The organism is Kurthia sp. YJT4 (genome assembly GCF_030219945.1).
GTDB lineage: Bacteria > Bacillota > Bacilli > Bacillales_A > Planococcaceae > Kurthia > Kurthia gibsonii.
Map to the genome: position 1 here is coordinate 1,837,010 of NZ_CP126689.1, position 16,836 is coordinate 1,853,845.

General features: G+C 36.4%; 15 protein-coding genes and 1 pseudogene. 1 reads left to right on the top strand and 15 read right to left on the bottom strand.

What is annotated here, in order from left to right; translation table 11 throughout:
• Nucleotides 1–16: 16 nt before the first annotated feature.
• The 5 genes from QN089_RS09030 to QN089_RS09050 all read right to left on the bottom strand — a co-directional run bounded on the left by QN089_RS09030 (nt 17) and on the right by QN089_RS09050 (nt 5,446).
• Nucleotides 17–982, bottom strand: a complete 966-nt coding sequence (locus QN089_RS09030) for a PhoH family protein (protein ID WP_068452612.1) — start codon at nt 980–982, stop codon at nt 17–19.
• A gap of 229 nt (nt 983–1,211) precedes the next feature.
• On the bottom strand, nt 1,212–1,670 hold the full coding sequence (locus QN089_RS09035) for a hypothetical protein (protein WP_068452609.1): 459 nt from the start codon (nt 1,668–1,670) through the stop codon (nt 1,212–1,214).
• Between the two features lie 29 nt (nt 1,671–1,699).
• Nucleotides 1,700–2,704, bottom strand: a complete 1,005-nt coding sequence (gene floA / locus QN089_RS09040) for a flotillin-like protein FloA (protein ID WP_068452606.1) — start codon at nt 2,702–2,704, stop codon at nt 1,700–1,702.
• 17 nt (nt 2,705–2,721) lie between these two features.
• Nucleotides 2,722–3,369 carry an NfeD family protein gene (locus QN089_RS09045; protein ID WP_068452603.1) on the bottom strand — a complete coding sequence of 216 codons (648 nt, stop codon included), beginning with the start codon at nt 3,367–3,369 and terminating at the stop codon, nt 2,722–2,724.
• Between the two features lie 88 nt (nt 3,370–3,457).
• On the bottom strand, nt 3,458–5,446 hold the full coding sequence (locus QN089_RS09050; protein ID WP_068452600.1) for an ABC1 kinase family protein: 1,989 nt from the start codon (nt 5,444–5,446) through the stop codon (nt 3,458–3,460).
• A 173-nt stretch (nt 5,447–5,619) separates the two neighbouring features.
• On the opposite strand from QN089_RS09050, the gene QN089_RS09055 reads away from it, so the two are divergent.
• Nucleotides 5,620–5,841, top strand: a complete 222-nt coding sequence (locus QN089_RS09055; protein WP_068452598.1) for a hypothetical protein — start codon at nt 5,620–5,622, stop codon at nt 5,839–5,841.
• Between the two features lie 167 nt (nt 5,842–6,008).
• Here QN089_RS09055 and QN089_RS09060 read toward each other — a convergent pair.
• The 10 genes and pseudogenes from QN089_RS09060 to dnaJ form a co-directional block, all read right to left on the bottom strand.
• Nucleotides 6,009–7,418 (bottom strand): annotated as a pseudogene (locus QN089_RS09060) (amino acid permease).
• 463 nt (nt 7,419–7,881) lie between these two features.
• Entirely contained in the window at nt 7,882–8,055 is a 174-nt protein-coding gene (rpsU, locus tag QN089_RS09065; protein WP_004227078.1) for a 30S ribosomal protein S21, read from the bottom strand.
• A 113-nt stretch (nt 8,056–8,168) separates the two neighbouring features.
• A complete protein-coding gene (gene deoC / locus QN089_RS09070; RefSeq protein WP_068452592.1) occupies nt 8,169–8,837 on the bottom strand; it encodes a deoxyribose-phosphate aldolase in 669 nt (222 codons plus the stop codon).
• 106 nt (nt 8,838–8,943) lie between these two features.
• Nucleotides 8,944–9,798, bottom strand: a complete 855-nt coding sequence (locus QN089_RS09075; protein WP_285215129.1) for an N-acetylmuramoyl-L-alanine amidase family protein — start codon at nt 9,796–9,798, stop codon at nt 8,944–8,946.
• A 136-nt stretch (nt 9,799–9,934) separates the two neighbouring features.
• Complete coding sequence (locus tag QN089_RS09080; RefSeq protein ID WP_068452586.1) at nt 9,935–10,729, bottom strand: SDR family NAD(P)-dependent oxidoreductase; 795 nt, start codon at nt 10,727–10,729, stop codon at nt 9,935–9,937.
• A gap of 71 nt (nt 10,730–10,800) precedes the next feature.
• A complete protein-coding gene (locus tag QN089_RS09085; RefSeq protein ID WP_068452580.1) occupies nt 10,801–12,216 on the bottom strand; it encodes an alanine/glycine:cation symporter family protein in 1,416 nt (471 codons plus the stop codon).
• A 91-nt stretch (nt 12,217–12,307) separates the two neighbouring features.
• Nucleotides 12,308–13,657: a tRNA (N(6)-L-threonylcarbamoyladenosine(37)-C(2))-methylthiotransferase MtaB gene (gene mtaB, locus QN089_RS09090; protein WP_068452578.1), complete on the bottom strand. Its 1,350-nt coding sequence runs from the start codon at nt 13,655–13,657 to the stop codon at nt 12,308–12,310.
• A 278-nt stretch (nt 13,658–13,935) separates the two neighbouring features.
• On the bottom strand, nt 13,936–14,673 hold the full coding sequence (locus QN089_RS09095; protein WP_087680290.1) for a 16S rRNA (uracil(1498)-N(3))-methyltransferase: 738 nt from the start codon (nt 14,671–14,673) through the stop codon (nt 13,936–13,938).
• 11 nt (nt 14,674–14,684) lie between these two features.
• Entirely contained in the window at nt 14,685–15,626 is a 942-nt protein-coding gene (prmA, locus tag QN089_RS09100; protein ID WP_121178013.1) for a 50S ribosomal protein L11 methyltransferase, read from the bottom strand.
• An 18-nt stretch (nt 15,627–15,644) separates the two neighbouring features.
• Complete coding sequence (dnaJ, locus tag QN089_RS09105) at nt 15,645–16,769, bottom strand: molecular chaperone DnaJ (RefSeq protein WP_068452566.1); 1,125 nt, start codon at nt 16,767–16,769, stop codon at nt 15,645–15,647.
• Between the last annotated feature and the right edge of the window lie 67 nt (nt 16,770–16,836).

Genomic DNA, 16,836 nt, shown 5'->3' on the forward strand with positions numbered 1-16,836 from the left:
TCTCGAATTTCCTGTTCTATGCTTCACTTTTTTCATCATCATATGCCGTTATAATTTTCGCTACGAGTGGGTGTCGAACAATATCTCCCGCTTCTAAAATTTGGAAAGACACATCTTTCACTGAACGCAAGATATATTCAGCATGTGTAAGGCCTGAAGCTACACCCCTCGGTAAATCGATTTGTGTTTTATCTCCTGTTATAACCATTTTAGAACCAAAACCAAGACGTGTTAAAAACATCTTCATTTGCGCTTTTGTTGTATTCTGCGCTTCATCTAAAATAACAAAGGCATCATCTAATGTACGTCCGCGCATATAGGCTAGTGGCGCAATCTCAATCGTGCCACGCTCAATCATACGTGTTGTTTGCTCTAACCCTAATACGTCATGCAAAGCATCATATAGAGGGCGTAAGTATGGATCTACTTTTTCTTTTAAATCCCCTGGTAAAAAGCCTAGACTTTCTCCCGCTTCAACAGCAGGTCGTGTTAAGATAATACGCTTCACCGCATTATTTTTTAAAGCTGTAACAGCCATAACAACCGCTAAGTATGTTTTACCCGTTCCAGCTGGTCCAATTCCAAATACAAGGTCTTTATTGCGAATCGCTTTAATATAATTGCGTTGCCCAATTGTTTTTGCACGAATAATTTTCCCTTTTGTATTTCGCGCAATCACTTCATCATATAATTCTGCGAAATATTCAACCGTCCCCGCTTTTGACATCTCGATTGCGGAAACTACATCACGTTGATTGATGTTAATGTCTTTGCGAATCACTTTTAATAACTGTTCGATCAGCGCAGCCGCTTCAGCCTTTTGTTCGTCATTGCCGACGATGACAATCGAGTCGCCTCTTGTAATCATTTGAATATCGTATGTCTCTTCGATTAGCTTCAAATTTGCATCTGAAATACCAAGTAACATAACGGCTTCATTTGGATCTTTTAACGTTAGCTGAATAGGTTGTTGTTCTGTCATTTGAGCTCTCCTTAACGTACATCATATTTTTTATTTTTTTACTTTCATTACAAGTCTAAACATACTAGTACCTGTCTACACTTGTACTTTTTTCTAGCTTATCACTCTCTTTGTTTGCGTGCAAAAGTTTTATTGTTTTTCCGTAAAAGTTCTCGAAAAAAGAGTGAAGAGTTCGTGACATATAAAAAGAGACTTTGAAGTCTTTTTGATTTCAAAATCTCTTTTTGATTTATTTTCTTTTTGAAACAGGTGGCGCCAAAATTTCTGATACGATAATCGATTGAGCTAACTCACGTTGTGTACGTGGTAAGACCGACTGACTAGATGCAACTTTTCTTTTCGCAACCATTTTATTTGTTGCAGCAACCACTTTCGGACGTTCTGCTGCATTTTTAAATGGGCGAGAAGATTCGATAGTGTCGGTCGTAACATTTCGAGGTGTCGTAACACGCTTTTCTCTCTTAACCTGCTTCTTTTTTGGGTTTTCTGTTAATTGGCGATCTAATTCTTGTGAAACTTTCTTTGCGTAATCACCAAGTGCTTTAGATGTAGATGTCTTTTTTTGTGTTGGTCCTTGTCCCATAGAGGGCATTTGTTTCTTTGCAGATTTCTCTTCCTCTTTTGAACCTAAACGACCAATGACAGCACTGATTACTGATATAATGAGAAATATAATCAGACCTTCCATATGCCATCCTCCTTTAGCAAATCAGATGCCTATTCCTCACCTTTTGCGTGATTTTGATCCATCTTACTAATTGATTGACGCATACTTGTATCTGCTTGTACGTTTTGATAATTCATATAATCCATGACACCTAAATTACCCGATTTGAACGCTTCTGCTAGTGCAAGTGGTACTTCTGCTTCCGCTTCCACAACTTTTGCTTTCATTTCTTGTACTTTAGCAACCATCTCTTGCTCGTTAGCAACAGCCATCGCACGGCGTTCTTCTGCTTTTGCCTGTGCAATATTTTTATCTGCCTCTGCTTGTTCAATTTGTAATTCTGCACCAATGTTTTTGCCGACATCAACATCCGCAATATCAATCGATAGAATTTCGAATGCTGTACCAGAATCTAAACCTTTGGCTAGAACGGTTTGTGAAATCATATCTGGATTTTCTAATACTTCTGTATGACTTTTCGCGCTACCAATTGTGGATACAATCCCCTCACCTACACGAGCGATGATTGTTTCTTCACCAGCACCACCAACTAGACGGTCGATGTTCGCACGAACGGTAATACGCGCTTTTGCTTTTACTTCAATCCCGTTCATTGCCACACCAGCGATAAATGGCGTTTCAATTACTTTCGGGTTAACAGACATCTGTACAGCTTCTAATACATCACGACCTGCAAGATCGATTGCCGCACAGCGTTCAAATGTTAATTCAATGTTTGCACGATGCGCTGCAATTAATGCATTGACAACACGATCTACATTACCACCGGCTAAATAGTGACTCTCTAACTGGTTAATCGACACTTGTAATCCTGCTTTATGTGCTTTAATTAAAGGATTAACGATGCGTGACGGAATAACACGTCTTAAACGCATACCGATTAATGTGAAAATACTAACTCTTACACCTGCTGCTAAAGCTGAAATCCATAGTGCTACGGGTACAAATGTAAATAAAATTGCTAATAAAATTACCGCTACAACAATGACAATAATCATGCTAATGGCACTACCTGTTAACGCTGCTGTTCCCATAATTTAAAACCCCCTGTTTAATCTTTTTTCTCACGCACAACAATCCGTGAACCTTCTACTTTGACAAAGATGACCTCTTTGTCTGCATCGATAAAATTACCTTCTGATACAACGTCAATTCGTTCCCCGTTATACATCACAACACCAGACGGTCTTAATGCTGTAACCGTTCTAGCAGTTTGTTGCAATAACTCTGTACGGTTGATATTTGACACGTATCCACTTTCTGTATCTGTTGAATCGAATAATACCATTCGATTTAGAACAGATAGCTTCTTTCCAAAGAATTTCATCATAACCACCATCCCTATAATCGCGAGGATTAGTGCGATTGCAACAGCATATGCCATGAACGTAAAATTCGCGCCAGCATATAAAAAACTAATAACAATCAACACAAGACCTGTAATACCTATAATCATACCAGGAACCACTAACTCGACAAGCATACAAATAAACCCTGCAACAAATAATAGTAATAAACCGAATGTCGCATACCCTGCTATTATATGTGCGATAAAGAAAATCAGCACGAGTGTTACACCAATTATACCACTTGTATTCACTCCAGATGAAAATAAAGCACCGACAAATAACAAACTAATGATGGGCAACATGACGAGTACAACATATGGATTCGTTAGAAATTGTATTATTTCTCCCATAATGCAGGCACCTCCAATCTTATAGGGTTCGTGTCTTTATAATGGTATTTACGAATGAATATGAAAATGGTTTCATAAAATTTATTTTTCAAATATTTCTTTTAGAATCTCGAATAACTTGAAGTGCTAGTCTCACGAGTAGAAGCAGACTTAAAAAAAGACCTAAATAAGCTGCTGTATTCAAATAAACGACATAACTATTTTGAATAATTTGTGCTACTGCTAAAATACCAACTGATAAAACACCGAATGTAATCGCGACAAGTAGTAACAAAAATTGTGACAACCATTTCACTAAAAAAGCTTTGTTTGTTTCACTTGAGGTGAAGTCCATCTTCACCTTCACTTCACCTTTTTCAATTGTTCGTGCAATCTGATCGACACGATATGGTATTTCTTTAATAACTGGCCATGCAAGGAAGATCTCTTCTTGTGCTAGTTGTTTGAGCGACTTTACTTTTTCAATTGGCTCATGTATTTTAGCTGTATCTTTTGCAAAATCGCTTGCTTCTTTAAAGGCATCGAAGTCTTTTGAAACACTCTGAATCGTTCCTTCTAACGTTACAAGTGCTCTTAGTGCAATACCTACCATTGGAAAAAGTCTCATGTGATGTTTTTGAACAATTTTGAAGAGAGATTGTACGACTTGACTCGTCGAAATGTGATCTAAATAAGCCATTTCAACAAGTAACTGACTTACAGATTGTTCAAAACCTGGATCTTTCGCATGTTCGTCATTTTCCACAAGATGTTTCAATGAATCGACAACAATTCTTGCATTACCACGATGATAACCTAAAAATAATGTTTTGATTCCTTGCTGTTGCCCTTTACTAATACGTCCAACAGCCCCAAAATCTAAAAGCGCAACTTGTCCTGTATTTTTTACGATATGGACATTTCCAGGATGAGGATCCCCATGAAAAATCCCTGCCTTCATAACTTGAGATAAAAAACTTCCGAATAATTGCGTAAGCGCCTCTTCTTTCGTTACGCCATTACGATATAATGTTTCGTCTGCTTCTGTAATTTTCACACCATCAATATATTCCATTACTAGCACTGATGAATTACTCATATGGCTATACACCTTAGGAATGACAACAGGATACTTACTATCTAAAGTAGAATTCGTAATTTGCTCCATATTTTTAAGCTCTATACAAAAATCAATTTCTTCTCGCATTCCTTTTGCAAAATTTTGTGCAAGTTCTGCAAAATTTAAATTCTCAGCCCACTGCGATTCCTCTGTAAGCCAGTGCGCAAAACTAATTAATAAATCTAAATCTCTTTGTAGTAAGTCTGCAATATCTGGACGTAATATCTTAACAACTACTTTTTCATACGTTCCGCTCAGCGTAGCTTGATGAACCTGACCAATTGAACCTGAAGCGAGCGGCTCAAAATCAAATCGATCGAAAGTTTTCTCCCAATCTTCACCTAATACAGATTGCATACGCATGGATATAGCTTCTTTCGGAATTGGTTTAATATTTTGTTGTAGCTCTGCTAACTCCGTTGTAAATGCCTCTGGTAATAAATCTTTTCTAGTAGATAGCATCTGACCAAATTTAATAAAGATTCCATCACATTCTTCTAACATCATACGAAACGAATGTGCATTTTTTCTCTCGGCTTCTGATGTACGCCAAATACCAAACGCGCGACCGATTCCATATTTAAACGCAATTCGAAGTACTGAAGTCAAACGTCTTTGCAAGCGCCATCTTGTCATAATTCTAGCAAAGATATTTTGTTTCGCTTGCTCAGCACTACTAATATGAACTGGCTCAAATAATTCTAAAACAAGATGCAACAACATCGTAATCAATAATAGACTCGCAAACCATATGAGTGTACTAAAAAACATCGACTCATCTTCAATTGGAGTATAGTAATCTTTACGGTGTTGGATAAACATATACCAATAAATAACCGACGTAATCGTTACACTTAAACCAACTGCAAATAAACGCTTGAAAATACTTAAACGCGTCCCGATTAATCTGCCTGTAAAGAAATAAATTAAAACTCCCACAAGCGTAAATTGGATAAACCAACTCAAAAATTGGATCATTTGGCTTCACCTCCCACTACTTTATATTGAAACATATTTCACAAAATTTTTCCTTTAAAACTATTTTCCTTTATAACGAATGTTACAATTATGTTATTTTAATCATAATGATTGGCAAAGTAAGTTTATGGGTGTAAAATAAATATATCAATTTTATAAAGGTGGCGTATTATATGAGAAAAAATTGGATCTTTTTCCTCGGTATTGGGATTTGGATTACTTCCATCGCTGCATTTTTTGAAATTACCAGTGTACCAGCTTTCAAGAGCTTTATAGATAAAATATTCGTTCAGCCGAATCCTGTTACATCAGTTTTAGCCTTTATTATGTTGGGTATTATTATCTGGTACATCTTAAAAGGAATCGAGCTTGGTAAAAAACAATCTATGGATTGATTGTGAAACTTCTTACATACAACTGTAAGAAGTTTTTTTATTTTTCGGATTATTTCTATCATTTGGTTTTATTCCCTTTATTTTCTTTGTGCTAACGAATTTAGACAACAAAAAACTCGCATGATTTGTTTGACAATTCATACGAGTTTTTTCTTATTTAATGCGTATTATTTTTCTTCTACTGTTTCACTTAATCGCGCCTCACGCTTATCCACTATTTTTTTCTGAATATGATACCAGAAATAACATGCAATCATCGCTGGGACACCAAAGTATAAAACAGAACGTTATTCAGGATCTAATAATAGACCAAGTGTTGCACCTAAACAAAGTAAAAATGCTAGAATTGGTACAAGTGGATATAATTTTACACGGAATTTTAAATCCTCTAATTTCCCGCCTTCTTTCAAGTATTGTCTTCTGAACATAAATTGTGAAACCACAATTCCCATCCAACCAACCACTACACCGAATCCTGCTACAGCAACTAACATCACATAAACTGTTGTCGGCGCAATAATACTTGATAATAGTGATAAACAAGAGATTAACATACAAACAATGAGCGCGTTCATTGGAACACCACGTTTATTAATTGTACCAAGTGCTTTTGGCACCATTTTTTCTTTTGATAATGACCAAAGCATACGTGTCGAAGTATATAAACCTGAATTTGCTACAGATAATAATGCTGTAATAATGACGAAGTTCATAATATCTGCTGCGTACGGAATACCTAACATGTCAAATACTGTAACGAAAGGACTTTGCGATACACTCGAATCTTCCCAAGGTAATAATGCACCTAAAACAATCATTGCACCAATGAAGAAGAATAATGTACGCCATACGATGTTTTTAATCGAACGTGGAATATCACGAGATGGGTTTTCACTTTCCCCTGCTGTAATCCCGATAAGCTCTGTTCCTGAAAACGCAAAACTAATTGATACCATCGCAATTAAGATAGGTGCAAAACTATTCGGCAGTAATCCACCTTCACCTGTGAAATTCGATAATAATGGTGCATGCTCATGTCCAGTAACTGGTACAATGCCAAAAATTGCTGCAGCACCTAAAAAGATAAATATAATAACAATAATTATTTTTAATCCAGCAAACCAAAATTCTGACTCAGCAAAAAACTTTACTGATAAAGCATTAAAGACAAATATTGTTACCCCAAAAATAACGCTCCATACCCACACAGGCGATTCTGGGAACCATCTTTGCATCAATAATCCAACAGCTGTAAATTCAGATCCAACTGTTACTACCCAGTTTAACCAATAAATAATACCAACTGAAAAACCAACTCCTGGGCTAATATAACGCGTCGCATACTCATGGAATGATCCAGAAGTCGGATTATATACTGCTAACTCTCCTAAACATAGCATTACTAAAAACATTGTTAAACCACCAACAGCATATGCTAAAAGCGTACCAAAAGGGCCCGCGTTATGCATAATATTCCCCGTACTTAAGAAAAAGCCTGTTCCGATTACACCACCAAGTGAAATCATGAACATGTGTCGACTTTTAATCGAACGTTGTAACTCATTTTGTTTCCCCATTCTGTCTCCCCCTAGTTGAAAAAAACTAAATTTACTGTTTGTAAACGATCTCTTATAAGTATAAAAATTTTTCTGAAATTTCTTTTTATACATTTTCTATATTTTTAAAATGTTCACAAAAAGTTCGTTAAGACTAAATTATCTTATACAAAATGGCAATACGGAAAATTTCTTTGCACTGCAAATTTTTTTTGCTATTCACTGTTGTTTTTTTATTTTAAATGCTAGTTTTCTATGCATAAAACCTCATTCTTTCAGCTTTTCTCAAAAAAAGATAATTTGCTTTTCATTTTACGAAAAAAATATTTTTATAAAAATAATTCAAATGTACTACCACTTTTTTTATTTGATACGCATTAAAAAAGCCTGAAAATCTCAAGGATTTTCAGGCTTTCATTCATTTGCAAGTTAAATAAATCATGATAGTGCGTGTTTTGAACGTAGGGATTGTCTAGGAATTAAATTACCACTTACGTTTTCGTGCAGCTTCTGATTTCTTTTTGCGTTTTACGCTAGGTTTTTCATAAAATTCGCGTTTTCTTACCTCTTGAATTGTACCACTTTTAGAAACAGTACGTTTGAAGCGGCGAAGAGCATCTTCAAGCGATTCGTTTTTTCTAACGACAGTTTTTGACATCTCTCTTTCCCTCCCTCCGACACACGTCAAAGCACAACCAATATGAATAACATATCGTTGTTTACTACAAGATTATATCCTATATACGTATAATGGTCAAGCATTGTGTTACATTAATATTCAGAATCTGATGATAAACCATTCATAATCTTTACACCTGAGCTTGCACCGATGCGATTTGCACCTGCTGCTACCATTTTTTCAACGTCTTCTAAGCTACGAACGCCTCCTGAAGCTTTTACGCCTAATTCAGCGCCTACAATACGTCGCATAAGTGCAACATCTTCAGCTGTTGCACCGCTTGTTGAAAAGCCTGTAGACGTCTTTACAAAGTCTAATTTTGCTTCTACTGCTAATTCACATGCTTTTTCTTTTTCTTCGTCTGTTAATAAACATGTTTCTAAAATAACTTTTACAAGTTTTTCACCCGCTGCTTCACGTACAGCTTTCATGTCTTCTAACACAACATCATATTGTCCCGCTTTTAATGCACCGATATTTAAAACCATATCAATTTCATCTGCACCATTCGCAATAGCATCTTTTGTTTCAAAAGCTTTTGTCTTAGCTGTTGATGCACCCAATGGGAAACCAATTACTGTACATACTTTTGATTTTGCTCCTTGTAATTCTTCAGCTGCTAATTTTACAAAATATGGATTAACACACACAGATGCAAAGTCATAGGTTCTCGCTTCTTTGCATAACTCTTTTACTTGTGCCGCTGTCGCCTCTGGTTTTAATAATGTGTGATCAATAAGTGATGCGATATTTGTTGTCATAAAATAGCTCCTTTTTTAAGTTGTACGTACCTCTTTATTAGCATAGCATGAATTCAATGAAAAGCCCAGTTTTACACAAAAAAATAGTAGAACGCATGCGCACGTTCTACTTCTCTACCGCTTTTTCAATTCCTCTAGCTAAAGCTTCTGCTATACGATTTTGATAAGCTGTTTTTGCTAGTCTTTCGTCATCTTGACGATCATTTAAATAGCCTAACTCTACGATTACAGATGGCATATTGGGCCAATTAAGTGCTGTCATTTGATCAGCATATAATAAACCTTTTTTATGAGTATCCAGTTTTGCCGATTTTATTTCATGTAATAGCACTTGACTAACTTTTCGATTCGCTTCCGTCAACTTTTTCGTATAACGATTGTTTTCATGCGCCATAATAATGTACATACCACGCCCATTTGCATCCTTTGCACCATCTGCATGTAGTTGAATATAAAGGTCTGCATTTTGTTTATTCGCAAATTCTGCACGCTCTTTTGTCGACTTGGCAATGACATGTTCTGTACGTGTTAATTTGACCTCATATTTTGAAGCATCTAATCGCTCTTTGATACGGTTTGCTACTTGTAGCGTCAATGCATACTCTGCTTGTCCTGTAGATACGCCATATGCACTTGCAGGCATTTTAGGCTTCCATGTATGTGAATCTGGTCCAATTGGCTCTAAACGCTGATCTCGATAACGTTGATGCCCTGGATCAATAACAATTATTTTTTTCTCTTTTTCTTTTACTTGTACGGGCTGTTCCATTGGTTTTTTCACAACTACTTGTTTTTTCGGTTGCATTTTTTGCACAACTTCTTTTTCTTCCACAATTGTTGGTTTAGGCGGTATGTATTGTAAAGCTTCCATATGCTTCTTTAAATACGTTTGTCCAAAAAACAAAAAAATGAGCGGTATAACGAGTGCAATTGCCACAATGAACATCCTTAAATATCTCAATACAACACATCCTTTTTGTTGAGATATTCTTAGTATAGCCTTTTTAGACTAAAATTTCATGTACAGTTTATATTTTCGCATGAAAAAAGCACTCCTAGATGTTTTAATCTAGAAGTGCTTTTTACAATACTGCATATTATTTAGTGAATTTTGCTAAATCTGCAGTTGTTGGGTTCGCTTGGTAGTGTCCACCCTCGATTTCTAATGTTTGACCTGTCATGAATTTAGATTCATCTGACGCCAGGTACACAACACCATAACCGATATCATTTGCTTCACCATTGTAAGGTAATGCATTGTATTTTGTGAAAATATCAAGCATTTCTTGTGGTAAGCTATTTTTCGCTGCTGGAGTTAAAATTAGTCCTGGAGCGATTGCGTTACAACGGATATTATCTTTACCGTATTGTTTTGCAATATATTTTGTTAAGTGAACAACTCCAGCTTTTGAAGTTCCGTATGCTGAACGGATTGCATCTGAAGCGAACGCAGCCATTGAAGCTGTGTTAATAATTGAGCCGCCGCCAACTTTTTGCATGTGTGGAATAGCGAAACGAGAACCTAAAAGCACTGATTTTAAGTTTAAGTCCATTAAACGATCCCACTCAGCAAGATCTAAGTTTACAACATCTAAGTCTTTGTGTAAGTTTGTGCCACCTACGTTATTGTAAAGAATATCTAATTTACCGTAAGTGTCTACTGTATATTCAACAGCATCTTTAATTGATTGTTCTTCAAGTGCATTTAAAAATACACCTTCTGCTTCAAAACCTTGTGCTTTTAATTCTGCTGCTGCTTCTTTTGCACCTTCAACGTTGAAGTCTGCTAAAACTACTTTAGCGCCTTCTTTTGCTAATAATTGAGCAGAAGCTAGACCAATACCTGATGCTGCTCCTGTTACTAATGCTACTTTATTTTCTACGCGACCCATAATTAATTCCTCCTAATATTACAATCATCGAATATTTTAACACTATAAGATTAATAGGTAAAGTAAAAAAACTATTCTTTTTCTTTCGTCTTTTCCCAACATTCAATTTCATCTAAGTCAGGCATATCTGATGCATAAAATACAGGATCTTTGCCTTTTTTTCGTTGAGCAGTATAGTGACTTAATAGTCGGAAAGCTACTTTATAAAGTAATAAAATCGCAGTCAAGTTAATAAGTGCCATAATCGCCATGAATAGGTCTGCTAAATTCCAAACAAGCGCAACTTTTGCATATGCTCCGAAAATTAAGAAACCAATTACTGCAATTCGGTAAATGAAAATCATTTTTTTAGAGTTTTTAATAAATTCTAAATTCGTTTCACCGTAATAGTAATTTCCAATTACAGAACTAAATGCAAAGAAGAAGATTGCAATCGTTAAGAAAATACCTACCCAATCACCAAGCTGATTTACAAGAGATTGTTGTGTAATATCAATTCGAGAATCTTCACCAGCTGTTTTGTAAACATCGCTTAATAGTACGATAACCGCTGTTGCTGTACATACTAAAATCGTATCAACAAATACACCTAATGTTTGAATTAAACCTTGTTTAACTGGATGCGATACACTCGCTGTTGCAGCTGCGTTCGGTGCAGAACCAAGACCTGCTTCATTCGAGAATAAACCACGCTTGAATCCTTGCATGATTGCTCCACCAATTAAACCACCAATACCTGATTGTAATGAGAATGCATCACTTACAATTAACGTAATTAAACTCGGAATTTCTGTAATATTTAACACGACAACCACAAGTGCAACTAAAATATAAGCAATGGCCATAATTGGCACAATCACTTGTGTTACATTCGCAATACGTTGTACGCCACCAAAAATGATGATTGCTGTTAGAACGGCTACGAATACACCCACCCATACTTTATCAATTCCAAAACTTGTTGAGAAAGAAGCAGCAATTGTATTCGTTTGCACTGCATTAAATACAAAGCCATAACAAAACGTAATCGCAATCGCAAACATAATTCCTAACCAACGTTTCTTTAGACCTTTTTCAATGTAATAGGCTGGACCACCACGAAACGTATGACCATCTTTTACTTTGTATAATTGCGCAAGTGTACTTTCTACGAATGATGAGCCGGCGCCGATTAATGCCATTACCCACATCCAAAATACTGCACCAGGACCACCGATTGCAATCGCTGTCGCAACACCCGCAATATTCCCCGTACCAATACGAGATGCAGCTGAAATCGTGAATGCTTGGAATGAAGAAATACCTTTTTTACCACCACTGATTGTTGCTTTATCTGTTAATACTCGAAACATTTCAGGGAATAATCTAAATTGAACCCCTTTTGATTTAACTGTGAAGAAAATCCCTGTAAATAATAGTAGAACGATGAGTATATATGAATACAAATATCCATTTAACTGATCAATCCAATTGCTCAAAATATCCAACTGTAAACTCCTCCTTTTAAAAGTACATCTTCTATTTTATACCTCAATTACGTAAAAAAAACCATCTCTTTTAAAAGAGACAGTTTTTTCGTTAAATTTCGACTTCTTCTAAAATGCGCACAAATTGTGCTTCTGTCTTTGGATATCCTGGTTTTGTAACTTTTACACGAACCATTTTACCAATCATATCTGGCGTACCTTCAAATACAACTTTTAAATAGTTCGCTGTATGCCCAACAAGCATCCCTGCATGCTCACCTTCTGATGTGATATCTTCTGGAATCACTTCTAGTAACTCTCCATCAAAACGAGAAGCATATTCTTTTGCTAGTTGATCATTTAATGTTAATAAGCGATGAACGCGTTCATTTTTCACTTCTTCATCCACTTGGTCTTCCATACGTGCTGCAGGTGTTCCTGTACGTTTTGAGAACGGGAATACGTGTAACTCCGCAAATTGATGTTTAGCGATAAAATTATATGTTTCCATAAATTCTTCTTCTGTTTCACCTGGGAAACCTACGATTACATCTGAAGTAATTGCTAAATCAGGTAATACCTCTTTCAAACGATCTAAGCGTTCACCGAAAAATTCCATCGTATATTTACGACGCATTCTTTTTAGAACCGTATCTGAACCAGATTGAATTGGAATGTGTAAGTGATTCACAATGACTTTTGATTCTTTTAATACTTGTAATACTTCATCTGTTAATTGAGACGCTTCAATTGATGAAATACGCAAGCGACGTAAGCCTTTTACCTGTGCTTCTAAATCACGTAATAACTGCGCTAAGTTATAATCTTTTAAATCTTGACCATAACCCCCTGTATGAATACCTGTTAACACAATCTCTAAATACCCTGCATCGACTAATTGTTGCGCTTGATTGATGACTTCTTTCGGATCACGTGAACGCATCAACCCACGCGCCCATGGAATAATACAAAACGTACAGAAGTTATTACAACCCTCTTGAATTTTTAAAGAAGCACGTGTACGGTCTGTAAAATAAGGCACATCTAATTCCTCATATACACGATTTTTCATAATATTACGTACTGCATTAATTGGTTTACGCTCTGCACGATATTGCTCAATATAACCAAGCATTTTCGAACGATCCTGTGTACCTACGACAATATCAACACCTGGAATTGCCATAATTTCTGCTGGTGATGTTTGTGCATAACAACCTGTTACACAAATCACTGCATCTGGATTTTGACGTACCGCACGACGAATTACTTGACGTGACTTTTTATCGCCTGTATTCGTTACGGTACATGTATTAATAACATATACATCTGCTTGATGGTCGAAATCTTTTCTTTCATAACCTTCGTCTTTAAATAATTGCCAAATAGCTTCTGTTTCATAGTGATTGACTTTGCATCCTAATGTATGGAAAGCTACGGATTTTGAAAGACTATTGCTCATTTTATTTCATCCTTTCATTACATCCACTAAAAAATACCGATAGGCATTATGATACCATACTCTCGCTATTCAATCTACTAACGTGACTGATTCACGCCACTCATTCTTTGTTCAATTATTTCTTGTAATTGTCTTGCATCATCAGAACGAATCGCTATTTTTGTATATTGTTTTTTCTTCCCTAAAAATAAAGTAGCACACATAATCATTATATATGTCAAATTTTTGTATTTTCGCACAAAAAAAGAGTCACACTTCATTGTGCGACCCTTTCGTCATTATTCAAATTCATATGAAATAGCAGATAAAATATAAAAAGGTGCTGTCTCTGCTCGTAAAATACGTGGACCTAGCGCAATGGTATGAGCACCTGCTTCTAGAAGCGCTGCTGCTTCTTCACGCGCAATACCACCTTCTGGACCAAATACTACACAAACATTTTGAAGCCCCTGTAAACCCTTTAAACGCTCTTTTAAAGAAGTTCTTTGTTCACTCTTTGCATGTTCTTCATCTGCTAAAAGAACCGCATCATACGTAGATGCAAGTGCAAGTAACTGTTTAAAAGAAAGAGGTGCTTCAATTGTCGGTACAACAGAGCGATGCGATTGTTCTGCTGCTTCTTTGGCAATTTTTTGTAAGCGTTGTTGCTTTTTCTCGCCTTTTTTATGATCCCACTTCACAATCGAACGTGCAGCTTCAAAAGGAATAAGCTTTGTCATGCCTAGTTCCGTTGCTTTTTGAACGATTAAATCAAGTTTGTCTCCTTTAGGTAGACCACAAGCGATTGTCACGTGAATCGGTAATTCTTTTGATGGAATTTGATGTCCGATTTTTTCAACAGTTACGGTTTGATCGCCAAGTTCTACAATTTTACATTGGTCGGCTACACGCGAATGGACGACGATAATCTCGTCGCCCACCTGCATACGCATGACCTTTGCGATATGTTTCGCATCCTCACCTGATAACGTGATTTGATTTTCTTCGAATACATCTTCTACAAAGTATCTTTGCATATTTACACCTCTTAGACTGGCTTTCTTGAAACGATGGTTACCCAATCTTCCATCATCATCACTTCATCAATTTCAAATCCGGCTTCAATTAGAGCTTGCTTCACATCTTCTTTACGTCCTTCAATAATACCCGATGTAATGTAAATTCCACCTGGTTTTACAATTGTGTAGGCATCTTCTACGAACGTTAAGATGATTTCAGCTAAAATATTCGCTACAACGACTTCAGCTGGTTCTTTCACTGTATCAAGTAAATCACCTTGCACAACATCAATTTGATTTGATACATGGTTTAGTTCTACATTTTCAATTGCAGAACGTACAGCTACTTCATCTAAATCTAGTGCATGTACATGTTTTGCGCCTAATAAAGCTGCACCAATCGCTAAAACACCTGAGCCTGTACCAACATCAATAACATTCACCGCATCATTTACATGCTTCTCAAGCGCTTGTAAACTCATAACTGTCGTTGGATGTGTACCTGTTCCAAATGCCATACCTGGATCTAATTCAATAATTAATTCATCACTTTCAACAGGTTGATAATCTTCCCATGTTGGAACAATCGTAAAGCGATTTGAAATTTTGACAGGATGATAATATTCTTTCCAAGAAGTAGACCAGTCTTGTTCATCTACTTCACATGTTGAGACTTTATTTTCACCTAAATCAATATCAAACGAAGCGAGGTTGTTGATTGCAAGTTTAATTTCTTCAACCGTTTCTCCTAAGAAACTGTTAAGTGGTAAATACGCTTTAATAATAACCCCTTTTGTTGGAAAATCTACAGGATCTAGCGCATAAATTTCGCCAAATTCTTGTTCTCTTACTTTTTCTAATTCTAATGAATCTTCAATTACTACACCACTTGCACCTGCTTCATGCAAGATGTTTGAAATTGCATCCACCGCTTCGTTTGATGTATGAATCGAGAATTCTGACCATTTCACTTACAATCAACTCCAATATTAGTCTCTAAATTTTTTCTTAATTTTATCAAATAATGAACTGCCTTGTTCCTCTGGAATATCGCCTGAGATACTTGCAAATTCACGTAGTAATTCTTTTTGTTTTTCGGTCATTTTTGATGGTGTTACAACTTTAACAATGACATGTTGATCCCCTGTACCATAACCTTGAACATTTTTAATCCCTTTACCTTTCAGACGGAAACGCTCACCTGATTGTGTACCTGCTGGGATTTTCATTTTTACTTTACCTTGTACAGTTGGTACTTCGATTTCGTCACCTAATGCAGCTTGTGCAAATGTGATTTTAAGTTCGTAGTAAATATCATCGCCATCACGTTCGAACTTGTCTGATTGGCGTACGCTAAATACGATGTAAAGATCGCCTGCTGGGCCACCATTCACACCCGCTTCACCTTGTCCACTTACGCGAATTTGTTGACCGTGATCGATACCTGCTGGGATTGTTACTTTAATTTTTTTACGACGTTTTACTGTACCTTTACCATGACATGTTGAACATTTTTCTTTAATGATTGAACCTTCACCATGACATACATTACATGTACGACGATTTACCATTTGACCAAATGGTGTATTCACTACTTCTTCAATCTGTCCTGAACCATGACAGTTTGTACATGTTTCTTTTGAAGAACCTGGTTTCGCACCTGAACCTGAACATGTTTCACATGTTTCGTCATGTGTAATTTCAACTTCTTTTTCCGCACCAAACACAGCTTCTTCAAAGCTGATTGTCATACGATATTGTAAATCATCGCCCTTACGTGGTGCATTTGGATCGCGTCTACGACCGCCTCCGCCACCACCAAAGAATGAACTAAAGATATCTTCGAAACCACCGAAACCGCCGCCTCCGAATCCACCGCCGCCAAAGCCTTGGTTTGGATCTTGATGTCCAAATTGATCATAGCGTGCTTTTGCTTGTGGATCGCTTAGCACTTCATAAGCTTCTGAGATCTCTTTAAATTTTTGATCTGCATCTGCCTCTTTATTAATATCTGGATGGTACTTCTTTGATAATTTACGGTACGCTTTTTTTATTTCATCTGCTGTTGCAGATTTTTCAATTCCTAAAACTTCATAATAGTCGCGTTTTTCCACTTTTTTTCAACTCCGCTCTTTTCACATAAATACAATTGTATCATCTTATTTCCTAGAATGTAACTGA

Bases quoted from the DNA above. Each gene is read 5' to 3' on its own strand.
- QN089_RS09030 (WP_068452612.1), bottom strand. From the start codon at position 982: ATGACAGAACAACAACCTATTCAGCTAACGTTAAAAGATCCAAATGAA.
- QN089_RS09035 (WP_068452609.1), bottom strand. From the start codon at position 1,670: ATGGAAGGTCTGATTATATTTCTCATTATATCAGTAATCAGTGCTGTC.
- QN089_RS09080 (WP_068452586.1), bottom strand. From the start codon at position 10,729: ATGGGTCGCGTAGAAAATAAAGTAGCATTAGTAACAGGAGCAGCATCA.
- rpsU (WP_004227078.1), bottom strand. From the start codon at position 8,055: ATGTCAAAAACTGTCGTTAGAAAAAACGAATCGCTTGAAGATGCTCTT.
- mtaB (WP_068452578.1), bottom strand. From the start codon at position 13,657: ATGAGCAATAGTCTTTCAAAATCCGTAGCTTTCCATACATTAGGATGC.
- QN089_RS09045 (WP_068452603.1), bottom strand. From the start codon at position 3,369: ATGGGAGAAATAATACAATTTCTAACGAATCCATATGTTGTACTCGTC.
- QN089_RS09050 (WP_068452600.1), bottom strand. From the start codon at position 5,446: ATGATCCAATTTTTGAGTTGGTTTATCCAATTTACGCTTGTGGGAGTT.
- floA (WP_068452606.1), bottom strand. From the start codon at position 2,704: ATGGGAACAGCAGCGTTAACAGGTAGTGCCATTAGCATGATTATTGTC.
- QN089_RS09055 (WP_068452598.1), top strand. From the start codon at position 5,620: ATGAGAAAAAATTGGATCTTTTTCCTCGGTATTGGGATTTGGATTACT.
- deoC (WP_068452592.1), bottom strand. From the start codon at position 8,837: ATGACAACAAATATCGCATCACTTATTGATCACACATTATTAAAACCA.
- QN089_RS09095 (WP_087680290.1), bottom strand. From the start codon at position 14,673: ATGCAAAGATACTTTGTAGAAGATGTATTCGAAGAAAATCAAATCACG.